An 11,790-nucleotide genomic window follows, 5' to 3' on the forward strand; every position below is an offset into this window, starting at 1 on the left:
GGGAGGATATTTCATGAAACTAAGAATCTTTGCGGAAGATAAGCCAGCTAAGAAGGTGTTTGAATATCAATTAGAACTTGCTGATCAGACAATTCTTCTATCGACAGCACTCTTGTCTGGTGCTATTGCTTTGGCAGGATTATTTTCTGCTTTGAAAGAAAAATAAAAATAGAAAAGGACAAATAAAATGGTTTTACCAAATTTTAAAGAAAATCTAGAAAAATATGCGAAATTATTGGTTGCGAACGGAATCAACGTGCAACCTGGTCACACTTTGGCTCTCTCTATCGACGTGGAGCAACGTGAGTTGGCTCACTTAATCGTCAAAGAAGCTTATGCCTTGGGGGCGCATGAGGTGATCGTTCAGTGGACAGATGATGTCATCAACCGTGAGAAATTCCTCCACGCACCGATGGAACGTTTGGACAATGTGCCAGAATACAAGATTGCTGAGATGAACTATCTTTTGGAGAACAAGGCTAGCCGTCTTGGGGTACGTTCTTCTGATCCAGGTGCCTTGAACGGTGTGGATGCTGACAAGCTTTCAGCTTCTGCTAAAGCTATGGGACTTGCCATGAAACCAATGCGTATCGCAACGCAATCCAATAAGGTTAGCTGGACTGTAGCAGCCGCTGCTGGACTTGAGTGGGCTAAGAAAGTCTTTCCAAATGCAGCGAGCGACGAAGAAGCAGTTGATCTCCTTTGGGACCAAATTTTCAAAACTTGCCGTGTCTATGAAGAAGATCCTGTTAAGGCTTGGGAAGAACACGCTGCAATTCTTAAGAGTAAGGCAGATATGCTTAATAAAGAGCAATTTTCAGCCCTTCACTATACAGGGCCAGGGACAGATTTGACCCTTGGTTTGCCGAAGAACCACGTTTGGGAATCGGCTGGTGCTATCAATGCACAGGGAGAAGGATTCTTGCCAAATATGCCGACAGAGGAAGTTTTCACAGCGCCTGATTTCCGTCGCGCAGATGGTTATGTCACTTCTACAAAACCGCTTAGCTATAATGGAAATATCATCGAGGGAATTAAAGTAACCTTCAAGTATGGACAAATCGTGGATATTTCAGCTGAGAAGGGTGATCAGGTCATGAAGGACCTCGTCTTTGAAAATGCGGGTGCGCGTGCCTTGGGTGAATGTGCCTTGGTACCAGATCCAAGCCCAATTTCTCAGTCAGGCATTACTTTCTTTAACACCCTTTTCGATGAGAATGCGTCAAACCACTTGGCTATCGGTGCAGCCTATGCGACTAGCGTCGTTGGTGGTGCAGAGATGAGCGAAGAAGAACTTGAAGCTGCGGGACTTAACCGTTCAGATGTTCACGTGGACTTTATGATTGGTTCTAATCAGATGGATATCGATGGTATCCGTGAGGATGGAACACGTGTACCACTCTTCCGTAACGGAGATTGGGTAAATTAAGGAGATAATATGTTAGGAAGTATGTTCGTTGGTCTCCTAGTGGGATTTTTAGCAGGTACTCTGACCAACCGTGGAGAGCGAATGGGATGTTTTGGAAAAATGTTTCTAGGCTGGATTGGTGCCTTTATAGGCCACTTGCTTTTTGGGACTTGGGGACCGATAATAGCAGAAACCGCCATTATTCCGGCAGTACTAGGTTCCATGATTGTCTTAGCGATTTTCTGGAGACGAGGAAGTTAATTTCTTAAACCTGATACTCAATGAAAATCAAAGAGCAAACTAGGAAACTAGCCGCAGGTTGCTCAAAGCACTGTTTTGAGGTTGTAGATAGAACTGACGAAGTCAGCTCAAAACACTGTTTTGAGGTTGCAGATAGAACTGACGAAGTCAGTAACATATATACGGCAAGGCGACGTTGACGCGGTTTGAAGAGATTTTTGAAGAGTATGAAACGAAAAGGAGGTTGGTCATTGTACCAGCCTCCTTTTGAGTATGATATAATAGTTCTATGAGATTAGATAAATTTTTAGTTGCCTGCGCTGTGGGGAGTCGGACTGAGGTCAAAAACTTGCTCAAGGCTGGGCGCGTGACGGTAAATGGTAAAAAAGAAAAATCAGCTAAACTACAGATTAACGAAGAAAGAGACCAGATTCATTTTGATGGTCAAAAACTAGAGTATGAAGAGTTTGTTTATTACATGATGAACAAGCCCAAAGGTGTTATTTCAGCGACTGAGGATCCCAAGCACAGAACCGTTCTGGATTTATTGGATGACTTGGCGCGGAGCAAGGAAGTTTTCCCAGTAGGGCGCTTGGATATTGACACGCATGGTCTTTTGCTCTTGACTAATGATGGCAAGCTTGCCCATACTCTTCTTTCACCTAAGCGTCATGTGGACAAGACTTATCAGGCTCAGGTCAAGGGAATGATGACCCGAGAAGATGTGGAGACATTTGCTGAGGGTATTCCGCTCAAAGACTTTACCTGTCAACCCGCTAAACTGGAGCTTGTTTCCATAGATACAGAAAAGAATCAAAGCCAAATCCGTGTGACCATTGCAGAAGGGAAGTTTCATCAGATCAAGCGTATGGTTGCCTACTGTGGTAAGGAAGTGATGGACCTGCAACGTTTGACTATGGGAACTCTAGTATTGGATGAGAACCTAGAACGAGGGGAATGGCGCCGCTTGACCAAGGAGGAATTGGAAAATCTTCTTGCTAGTATTGCTTAATCTGCTTTATATTCGAAAAAGGGGAGGGACAATGTCCTTGCCTTTTATGTTTTTCAGTTGCTTCCTTTGTGAAAAGAGTTATAATAGACTGTAGAATAAAAGGAGGAATCTATGAACGCGATTCAAGAATCATTTACTGATAAACTATTTGCCAACTATGAAGCAAATGTCAAATACCAAGCGATTGAAAATGCTGCTAGCCACAACGGAATTTTTGCAGCTCTGGAACGTCGCCAAAGCCATGTAGACAATACACCTGTTTTCTCATTGGATTTGACCAAGGACAAGGTAACCAACCAGAAAGCGTCTGGTCGTTGCTGGATGTTTGCAGCCCTTAACACTTTCCGCCACAAGCTCATCTCGCAATACAAACTAGAAAACTTTGAGTTGTCACAAGCTCATACTTTCTTCTGGGACAAGTATGAGAAATCAAACTGGTTCTTGGAGCAAGTCATTGCGACTGCAGACCAAGACTTGACGAGCCGCAAGGTTAAATTTCTACTCCAAACACCACAACAAGACGGTGGTCAGTGGGATATGGTCGTTTCTCTCTTTGAGAAATATGGTGTCGTACCTAAATCAGTCTATCCTGAATCTGTTTCATCTAGTAGCAGCCGTGAGCTTAATGCCATTCTTAATAAATTACTTCGTCAAGATGCTCAAATCTTACGTGACCTCTTGACTTCAGGTGCTGATCAAGCAACTGTTCAGGCTAAGAAAGAAGACCTCTTGCAAGAAATCTTTAACTTCCTTGCAATGTCACTAGGTCTCCCACCACGTAAATTTGACTTTGCTTATCGTGATAAAGACAATAACTACCAAAGCGAAAAAGGTATCACTCCACAAGAGTTTTACAAGAAATATGTCGACCTTCCATTAGAAGACTACGTTTCTGTGATCAATGCTCCAACTGCTGATAAACCATATGGCAAATCATACACAGTTGAGATGTTGGGAAATGTCGTTGGTAGCCGTGCAGTTCGCTATATCAACGTACCTATGGAACGCTTGAAAGAATTGGCGATTGCTCAAATGCAAGCAGGAGAGACTGTTTGGTTTGGTTCTGATGTCGGCCAGCTCAGCAACCGTAAAGCGGGAATCCTTGCGACAGATGTTTATGACTTTGAATCAAGCATGGACATTCAACTCACTCAAGACAAGGCTGGACGTTTGGACTACAGCGAAAGCTTGATGACCCACGCCATGGTCTTGACAGGTGTTGATTTGGATGAAAATGGCAAAACAATCAAGTGGAAAGTTGAAAACTCATGGGGAGACAAGGTCGGTACAGATGGTTACTTTGTTGCTTCAGATGCTTGGATGGACGAGTACACTTACCAAATTGTTGTTCGTAAGGAATTACTAACAGCAGAAGAACAAGCTGCCTATGAAGCAGAACCAATCGTCCTTGCACCATGGGATCCAATGGGTGCCTTGGCTGAATAAATGAGATATAAAAAGAACGGTTCTATAATTTTTAGGGTTGATGGAAATTTTCCACCAACCCTATTTTAGTGTATACAAAAAGGCCAACATCCATTATATTAAAAGCGCTGAAACCTAAAACAAAAGGATGATGACCATATGAACAATATACTAGAAGCTACACTACAAATCAAAGATAAAAACATTATTTGGGATAATAAAGTTCAAGAGAAGATATTTAAAAAGAGAAAATCTTTATTTTATGCAGCTACTTATACGCATAAACCAGAATTTTGTACCGTTTGTGGGTGTGTTAGCCGAAATAATAATATCGTTAAAAACGGCACGAAAACATCTCGTATCACTCTCTGTTCTGTTTCAGGCCTAGCGGCCTACTTAAATCTACGCAAGCAGAGATTTCTCTGTAGAGAATGCGGCTCTTCATTTACCGCAGACACTAGTCGAATCGTAGAAAAACACTGTCATATCTCTAAACGCTTAAAAAACGAAATTAAATCAAAAATAAGTGAAACAGTATCTGAAACCTATCTTCCGATAGTAATATGAGCTTCATTATTTGTGATAGCACTACACACAAGCTGGTCGATGTTGTACGAGATAGAAAATCTTACAGCTTGAAAAAGTATTTTCATCGTTTTGAGCCTAAGACTAGATTAAAGGTAAAAACTATCTCCATCGACATGTACTTACCGTACATTCAATTAATAAAAGAAATGTTTCCTAACGCTAAAATTATCATTGATCCTTTTCATATCGTACAAGCCTTAAATAGAGAATTAAATCGAACTCGGGTACGTGTCATGAATAAGCATCGCTATAAAGACTCTAAATTATATCGAAAGTTAAAACATTATTGGAAGTTAATTTTAAAGAACTCTAATGAACTTCAGAACTATAAATATAATCGTTATAAGCTTTTTGAAAGCTTCATAACAAGTAAAGGAATCGTAGATTATATCTTAGAAAAAAATCCATCTCTTAAAAATGATTATGAGGTTGTACATTCACTTCGTGAATGTATACAGGATAGAGATTATATAGAATTCAAGGAAACGATTGAAGCAGCTACGCAATTAGACCTATCTCCTGGTTTAAAAAGAGTATTAAAGACTCTTATGACTTACTTGCCATATATTCAAAATACTTGTGAGTATCCAACTAGAACAAATGGCCCTATTGAAGGAATAAACAATAAAATAAAAGTGCTTAAAAGAAATGCCTACGGCTTTAGAAACTATTACCATTTTAGAAATAGGATTATTTTAATAACAAAAATGTTTGGCCCAAAACAAAAAGGAATTAAGCAACAATTAGTTGCTTAATCCCTTCCTAAATTTCTTCATCAACACTATTTGACAAAGAGCCCTTTTTTAGTGCTCAAAATAGCACTCAATTTTAAATGGATTTGGTGTTCAAAAAATATAATCAAATGCAACAAACTAATTTCATTTTTAATAGGCACAATTAATTTTAGAAGATAGTACGAAAAAATATTGACTATTTTCTTTAGAATGTGTAAAATTTAGATAGATTATTTAAAGTGAGGTTTTTTTATCTTGTCTATATTAAAGAAGAAAGTTAATATGTTTAGTGTACTATTGAATGTGGTATTAATAGCTATTATAGCTATTGGAGTGCTATTTTTCTTACCTAAGGAACATAAATCAGAAGTCAAATCGTCAATTAATATCGAAAGTATTGAAAAAGTGAATGAAGTTGTATTTTTGAATGCGGGAATTAATGAAATTATTTCTGAAACAAAAACAACTCAAGTTTTTGGGTTTGATGTGCCGTTCTCTAAAAAAGCAGCATTAGTAATTTTAAATTATAAAGCTAAATTTGGAATTAAAAGTAGTGTAAAGGTTGAACAAATAAGCGAAAAAGAATATAAGGTTATTGTTCCAAAATTGGAAGTAATTGGTGTTGAACTTTCAAAAGATAATCCTTATGATTTATATGATAGTCATGGAGAGTTATTAAGTGGAACTACAGAAGATATTGATACTGGGAAATTGGTCGCTAACCAACTTTCTAGTGATAAACAAGCAGAGTATTTAGATAAATTTAAGAGTGAAATTAAAGAATCTGCAATCAATTATTATAAAACAATATTTTCTTCAATGGATTCTGAAGTAAAAGTAACTATAGAATTTACAGAATAATTTTTGAAATACAAAACCCTGGCCATCTCTGGTCAGGGTTTTGTGTGGTTCTATAATTTTTAGGGTTGATGGAAATTTTCCACCAACCCTATTTTAGTGTATACAAAAAGGCCAACATCCATTATATTAAAAGCGCTGAAACCTAAAACAAAAGAATGATGACCATATGAACAATATACTAGAAGCTACACTACAAATCAAAGATGCACACAATGAAGGTGTTACATTCCATTTCTTAGAGAATATTAAAGAAGTATTGCGTGATGAGAGTGGGAAAGTAACTGGTGTAAAGGTTATTACAATGGAACTTGGTGAATCAGATGAAAGTGGAAGAAGATCAACGCATGAAGTGGCAGGTAGTGAACATATTATTCCATGTGACCTTGTCGTTGCAGCAATTGAACAAAAGTAGACTTTAGTGTTCTAGATGAAAGGTAAAAATTTGACTTTCGGTCAACATCAGAATACAATAGAAATGAACTAATAACAGGGGATGCATATTTAGGTCCTCAATCTATCGCAACCGCAATTAAAGGCGGGTGAGAAGTTGCGACAGAAGTACATGAATCGTTTAAAGAAAACACATAAATAACTTGTGGTGCCTTTCGTTTTTTTACTGGGAAAATTAAGGAACTATAGTTATAAATCATTAAATATATTAATATATTAACATGCGTATATTTATGGGAAGAAGGTTATGTCATCTATAGTTGTACTTCTGACGATAAGGTTGTTCGTGTACCAAAGGAAATTAAAGGTAAACCTGTTATCGCAATTGGAGAACGTGGTCTTGCGAACTTGAAACATTGTGAGGCAATCGTTTTACCAGATACAGTACGATATATTGGAAAAGGTGCGTTTACGATTGACAATAAGTTAAAGTATGTCCACTTTGGTAAGTCAATAGAAACAGTAGAAGATGATGTTTTCAACTCTGATAGTTCATTAGAATCAGTTGTATTCCCAGAAGGAACAAAGAGTATTGGAACATTAGTATTTTGGGGGACATCATCAATTAAATCTATTACAATTCCAGCAAGTGTAACAGAAATTACAGAATACTTCTATTTTGTGGATAACTGTAACCCAGATGTAGAAATCCATACACCTAAGGGATCAAAGGCAGAAGAAGTAGCTAAAGCAATGCAACTTAAAGTAGTAAATGACTAAAGGGGAATAGTATGAACAAAAAATTACTATCAGGCTTAGGGACTGACCCCAAAAAGTGAGAATTTAATAAAAACACCCTAGGGCTACCGTCTTCGGTATTCAACCGGAGACAGGTAGTCCAATTTTTGTTGGATTCTTTTTTCATTAGGTTCTTCATCAACACTATTTGACAAAGAGCCAAAAGAATCAGGTGATAAACCTGATTCTTTTTTTGTTTGTACATTCTCACCAAGATTACATGATACCGAAGAAACGAGCTGCGATACCTACTGCAAAGAGAGCAAGGATGATTGAGATTGGTGATACTTTTTTCTTAAGCAACCACATGCAAAGGAAAGTAAGGAGAAGTCCCATTAATCCTGGAATCAATGAGTTCAACTGACCTTGGAGAGTTTGTGGTTGAATCTTGTCTAAGCTCAATCCACCAAGTGCTTGACCAAGGATACCTTTCAATTCAGCACCTGATACAGGTCCTTCTGGGAAGTTGATGTAGGCACCTTCAGCTAATTGTTTACCAGGAAGGTTAACAGTGAAGTTGATCGATACCCAACGTTGTACAAGAACAGCAAGGATGAACATACCAAGGATAGAAGCTCCTTTAGTGATGTCTTTCAAGATACCACCAGACATGTCTTTAGTGATTTCAGATCCAGCTTTGTAACCAAATTCTTGTGTGTACCATAGGAAGGCCATACGGATCGCATTCCATCCGAAGAAGAAGAGAAGTGGGCCAACCAAGTTACCAGATGCAGCAAGTGATGCACCAAGAGCTCCAAGGATAGGACGAACTGTAAACCAGAATACTGGGTCACCGATACCAGCAAGAGGTCCCATCATACCGATTTTAACCCCTTGGATAGCAGCGTCGTCGATTTCAACACCGTTAGCACGTTCTTCTTCAAGTGCAAGAGTAACCCCCATGATTGGAGCAGCTACGTATGGGTGAGTGTTGAAGAACTCAAGGTGACGCTCAAGAGCAGCAGCTTGGTCTTCTTTAGTAGTGTACAATTTTTTGATAGCTGGGATCAATGAATAAGCCCAACCCAAGTTTTGCATACGCTCGTAGTTCCAAGAACCTTGAAGGAATTGTGAACGCCACCAAACTTTTTTACGATCTGATTTTGATAATTGAAGTTTTTCAGTCATGATTGTTCCCCTTTCTAGTAGTCTTCTAGGATATCACCGATTGGGTCGTTAGAAGTTGCAGCTCCTCCGCCACCGTTACCACCTTGTTTTGAAAGGTTAAGGTAGATGAAGGCAAGGGCAACACCGACTACACCAAGGGCAATCAAAGTCAGTTGAGAAATGGCAGCAAAGGCAAAACCGATTGCGAAGAATGGCCATACTTCACGAGTTGCCATCATGTTGATAACCATAGCGTAACCAACGGCAACGACCATAGCACCACCGACAGCCATACCACCGTTCAACCAGTCTGGCATCAATTTAAGAGCATCTTGAACGGCAGAAGCTGGGATAGCGATAAGGAAGGCAGCAGGGATAGCAATACGAAGACCTTGAAGAAGAAGTGCGATAAAGTGAGCACGCTCAACAGCTGCAATATTTCCTTCTTTAGCAGCAGCATCGGCAGTGTGAACCAAACCAACTGAGATTGTACGAACAATCATAGTCAAGAAAAGTCCAGCTACGGCAAGAGGGATAGCTGTTGCTGTTGCAACGGCGATACCTTCAGTAGTAAAGTTGCCACCTTTAATCAAGATGATTGCTGCAGCAACAGATGCAAGAGCAGCATCAGGAGCTACGGCAGCTCCGATGTTTGCCCAACCAAGGGCGATCATTTGAAGTGATCCACCAAGCATAACCCCTGCTTCGAGGTTACCAGTTACAAGACCGATAAGGGTACATGCGACGATTGGTTGATGGAATTGGAATTGGTCGAGGATACCTTCAAGACCTGCAAGGAAGGCAACAACTACAACCAAGACAGCAGAAATAATTGAAATATCTGACATGGTTTTATTCCTTTTCTATTTAATGATAATAAAGTGAAAAATTTTCTTAGAATTCTTCGATAGTTACTGATGTCTATTATTGAACGTTGGCTTTGTTAATCAAGTCAAACAAATCTTTTTTGGTGTCGTTTGGTACTTTACGTACGTCAAATTCAACACCGAGGTCACGCATTTTTTCAAATGTAGCAACGTCATCTTTGTCCATAGACAAAACGTTGTTGACCATTGTTTTACCTGTTGAGTGAGCCATTGATCCTACGTTAAGGGTCTTGATTGGCACGCCACCTTCGATTGCACGAAGGGCATCTTGAGGTGTTTCAAACAAGATAAGGGCATGTGTTTCTCCAAAGCGTGGGTCTTTTGAAACCTCGATCAATTTTTGAATTGGAACCACATTGGCTCTGACATTATTTGGAGCTGCTTGTTTAATCAATTCTTTACGAAGGTCGTCGTTTGCAACGTTATCTGAAGCAACGATGATACGATCTGCTTTTGAATCTGGAGTCCAAGCAGTTGCAACTTGACCGTGAAGTAAACGAGTGTCTAGACGGGCAAGATTGATTTTCAGTTTACCATCACCGATAACAGTTCCTTCTGGGATAGCAGCTTGGGCAACTGGAGCAGCTGCAGCACTTGCAACTTCTTCAACTGGATTTAACTCTTCTGGAAGAGCTTTGATGCCATCTTTGGCTTCTTTGATAATATTCGCAGCGACTTTTTCCACGCCTGCTGTAGCGTCCATGAGGCGCTCTGTATAGGCTTGGATTAACATCGGTAAGTTAAGTCCTGTGATGATGGCAAACTTACGATCAGGATTTTCTCCCATTACGCGACTAGCTTGGTTGAATGGAGAACCACTCCAAAGGTCAGCCAAAACTAGTACCTCATCTTCTGCGTCAAATGCAGCCACAGCGTTGTTAAATTTAGCATATAGGTCATCTGGACCTTCATTTGGCATAAAGGTTACAACTTGAACCTTTTCTTGTTCACCAAAAATCATAGATCCTGACTGATGAATACCTGCAGCGAATTCACCGTGGCTCGCAATAATGATTCCGATACTCATTATTGTCATTCCTCCTTTTTGTTTTTTCAGTTTTCATTTAAGAAAACTTTAAGACTAGATAAGTATAAACCGTTTTCATATAAAAATCAACTATTTAGCATAAAAAAATAAAAAGGCTTTCTTTAAAAGTGTTGATATATTAAGTTTTGGAGGAGTTTTTTGATTCCTTATTTAAAAATTTAATATAAAAAAGTTGGAAGCGCATTCCAACTTTTAAAAAAGATTTTTATTAAATTAGTGGGTGAAGTCGAGTACCATACGTCCTTGGATTTGACCTTTTTCCATTTCGTCGAAAATTGCTACAGCGTCTTCTACTGGACGTTTTTGGACAACTGGGGCTACCAAACCTTCTGCACCGAATTGGAAGGCTTCCTCCAAGTCTTTACGAGTTCCAACAAGAGAACCGATAACTTGGATTCCATCTAGAACGGTTTTAACAATGCTGAGTTCCATCATTTCAGAAGGAAGACCGACAGCGACGACACGACCACCAGCACGAACTGAGTCAACAGCCTGATTGAAGGCAACTTTAGATACAGCAGTTACAACAGCTGAGTGGGCTCCTCCATCTGTTTTTTCTTTGATTAGGCCTGGTACATCTTCAACTTCGAGGCCGTTAATAACAATGTCCGCACCCACTTCTTTTGCAAGGGTAAGTTTATCATTGTTGATATCAACTGCGACAACATGAGCGTTGAAAACTTTTTTAGCATATTGAACAGCGAGATTACCAAGTCCACCAGCACCATATAGAACAACCCATTGGCCTGGTTCAACTTTTGCTTCTTTAATAGCTTTATAGGTTGTTACACCAGCACATGTGATAGAAGAAGCTTGGGCTGGATCAAGTCCGTCAGGAACTTTGACAGCATAGTCTGCAGTTACAATACACTGTTCAGCCATACCACCGTCTACTGAGTAACCAGCATTTTTTACTGTACGGCAAAGGGTTTCGCGACCAGTTGTACAGTATTCACAAGTACCACATCCTTCAAAGAACCAAGCAACGCTGACGCGGTCACCAACTTTAAGACTTTTAACATCTGGCGCAATTTCTTTAACGATACCAACACCTTCATGTCCTAGGACACGCCCCGGCACCTGACCGAAGTCACCATGGGCAACATGGAGGTCAGTGTGGCAAACACCACAGTATTCAATTTCTACAAGTGCTTCCCCAGTTTCAAGTGGACGGAGTACTTTTTCTTCAATAGCAACACCAGTGCTTTCTGGATTTACAACAACAGCTTTCATAGCTATCCTCCTTGATATTGGCCGAGAACAGGGACAACGGGACTGGATTGATTTTTTCA

12 protein-coding genes and 1 pseudogene are annotated in these 11,790 nt (G+C 39.6%); 9 read left to right on the forward strand and 4 right to left on the reverse strand.

Annotated elements, in window-relative coordinates:
- The first annotated feature begins 13 nt into the window (after positions 1 to 13).
- The 9 genes and pseudogenes from HT731_RS00365 to HT731_RS00405 all read left to right on the forward strand — a co-directional run bounded on the left by HT731_RS00365 (position 14) and on the right by HT731_RS00405 (position 7,438).
- Complete coding sequence (locus tag HT731_RS00365) at positions 14 to 166, forward strand: hypothetical protein (RefSeq protein ID WP_119946721.1); 153 nt, start codon at positions 14 to 16, stop codon at positions 164 to 166.
- A 21-nt stretch (positions 167 to 187) separates the two neighbouring features.
- The gene (locus tag HT731_RS00370) at positions 188 to 1,429 is read left to right on the forward strand and encodes an aminopeptidase (protein ID WP_173277155.1); all 1,242 of its coding nucleotides are present in this window, start codon (positions 188 to 190) and stop codon (positions 1,427 to 1,429) included.
- Between the two features lie 9 nt (positions 1,430 to 1,438).
- Positions 1,439 to 1,669: a GlsB/YeaQ/YmgE family stress response membrane protein gene (locus HT731_RS00375; RefSeq protein WP_000901570.1), complete on the forward strand. Its 231-nt coding sequence runs from the start codon at positions 1,439 to 1,441 to the stop codon at positions 1,667 to 1,669.
- A 268-nt stretch (positions 1,670 to 1,937) separates the two neighbouring features.
- Positions 1,938 to 2,660, forward strand: a complete 723-nt coding sequence (locus tag HT731_RS00380) for a pseudouridine synthase (RefSeq protein WP_173277157.1) — start codon at positions 1,938 to 1,940, stop codon at positions 2,658 to 2,660.
- 111 nt (positions 2,661 to 2,771) lie between these two features.
- Positions 2,772 to 4,106, forward strand: coding sequence for an aminopeptidase C (gene pepC, locus HT731_RS00385; protein ID WP_049532155.1), 1,335 nt, complete (start codon positions 2,772 to 2,774; stop codon positions 4,104 to 4,106).
- Between the two features lie 138 nt (positions 4,107 to 4,244).
- Positions 4,245 to 5,428: pseudogene (locus HT731_RS00390) on the forward strand (ISL3 family transposase).
- Between the two features lie 261 nt (positions 5,429 to 5,689).
- The gene (locus tag HT731_RS00395) at positions 5,690 to 6,268 is read left to right on the forward strand and encodes a DUF4230 domain-containing protein (protein WP_000493216.1); all 579 of its coding nucleotides are present in this window, start codon (positions 5,690 to 5,692) and stop codon (positions 6,266 to 6,268) included.
- Positions 6,269 to 6,434: 166 nt separating this feature from the next.
- The gene (locus tag HT731_RS00400) at positions 6,435 to 6,680 is read left to right on the forward strand and encodes a hypothetical protein (RefSeq protein WP_004238875.1); all 246 of its coding nucleotides are present in this window, start codon (positions 6,435 to 6,437) and stop codon (positions 6,678 to 6,680) included.
- Between the two features lie 362 nt (positions 6,681 to 7,042).
- Positions 7,043 to 7,438, forward strand: a complete 396-nt coding sequence (locus HT731_RS00405) for a leucine-rich repeat domain-containing protein (RefSeq protein WP_075230488.1) — start codon at positions 7,043 to 7,045, stop codon at positions 7,436 to 7,438.
- A 234-nt stretch (positions 7,439 to 7,672) separates the two neighbouring features.
- On the opposite strand, the gene HT731_RS00410 is transcribed toward HT731_RS00405, so the two are convergent.
- The 4 genes from HT731_RS00410 to adhP all read right to left on the reverse strand — a co-directional run bounded on the left by HT731_RS00410 (position 7,673) and on the right by adhP (position 11,731).
- Entirely contained in the window at positions 7,673 to 8,584 is a 912-nt protein-coding gene (locus HT731_RS00410) for a PTS system mannose/fructose/sorbose family transporter subunit IID (protein WP_000136858.1), read from the reverse strand.
- Between the two features lie 14 nt (positions 8,585 to 8,598).
- Complete coding sequence (locus HT731_RS00415; RefSeq protein WP_001280331.1) at positions 8,599 to 9,411, reverse strand: PTS mannose/fructose/sorbose transporter subunit IIC; 813 nt, start codon at positions 9,409 to 9,411, stop codon at positions 8,599 to 8,601.
- 76 nt (positions 9,412 to 9,487) lie between these two features.
- Positions 9,488 to 10,477 carry a PTS sugar transporter subunit IIB gene (locus tag HT731_RS00420; protein WP_173277159.1) on the reverse strand — a complete coding sequence of 330 codons (990 nt, stop codon included), beginning with the start codon at positions 10,475 to 10,477 and terminating at the stop codon, positions 9,488 to 9,490.
- Between the two features lie 234 nt (positions 10,478 to 10,711).
- Positions 10,712 to 11,731, reverse strand: coding sequence for an alcohol dehydrogenase AdhP (gene adhP / locus HT731_RS00425; RefSeq protein ID WP_140833296.1), 1,020 nt, complete (start codon positions 11,729 to 11,731; stop codon positions 10,712 to 10,714).
- Between the last annotated feature and the right edge of the window lie 59 nt (positions 11,732 to 11,790).

The organism is Streptococcus sp. k-163, from assembly GCF_013277555.1.
Taxonomy (GTDB): domain Bacteria; phylum Bacillota; class Bacilli; order Lactobacillales; family Streptococcaceae; genus Streptococcus.

What these genes read in the sequence shown, in the direction of transcription:
- HT731_RS00380 (WP_173277157.1), top strand. Translation starts at nt 1,938, where the DNA reads ATGAGATTAGATAAATTTTTAGTTGCCTGCGCTGTGGGGAGTCGGACT.
- HT731_RS00395 (WP_000493216.1), top strand. Translation starts at nt 5,690, where the DNA reads ATGTTTAGTGTACTATTGAATGTGGTATTAATAGCTATTATAGCTATT.
- HT731_RS00375 (WP_000901570.1), top strand. Translation starts at nt 1,439, where the DNA reads ATGTTAGGAAGTATGTTCGTTGGTCTCCTAGTGGGATTTTTAGCAGGT.
- HT731_RS00370 (WP_173277155.1), top strand. Translation starts at nt 188, where the DNA reads ATGGTTTTACCAAATTTTAAAGAAAATCTAGAAAAATATGCGAAATTA.
- HT731_RS00415 (WP_001280331.1), bottom strand. Translation starts at nt 9,411, where the DNA reads ATGTCAGATATTTCAATTATTTCTGCTGTCTTGGTTGTAGTTGTTGCC.
- HT731_RS00400 (WP_004238875.1), top strand. Translation starts at nt 6,435, where the DNA reads ATGAACAATATACTAGAAGCTACACTACAAATCAAAGATGCACACAAT.
- adhP (WP_140833296.1), bottom strand. Translation starts at nt 11,731, where the DNA reads ATGAAAGCTGTTGTTGTAAATCCAGAAAGCACTGGTGTTGCTATTGAA.
- HT731_RS00410 (WP_000136858.1), bottom strand. Translation starts at nt 8,584, where the DNA reads ATGACTGAAAAACTTCAATTATCAAAATCAGATCGTAAAAAAGTTTGG.
- HT731_RS00420 (WP_173277159.1), bottom strand. Translation starts at nt 10,477, where the DNA reads ATGAGTATCGGAATCATTATTGCGAGCCACGGTGAATTCGCTGCAGGT.
- pepC (WP_049532155.1), top strand. Translation starts at nt 2,772, where the DNA reads ATGAACGCGATTCAAGAATCATTTACTGATAAACTATTTGCCAACTAT.
- HT731_RS00365 (WP_119946721.1), top strand. Translation starts at nt 14, where the DNA reads ATGAAACTAAGAATCTTTGCGGAAGATAAGCCAGCTAAGAAGGTGTTT.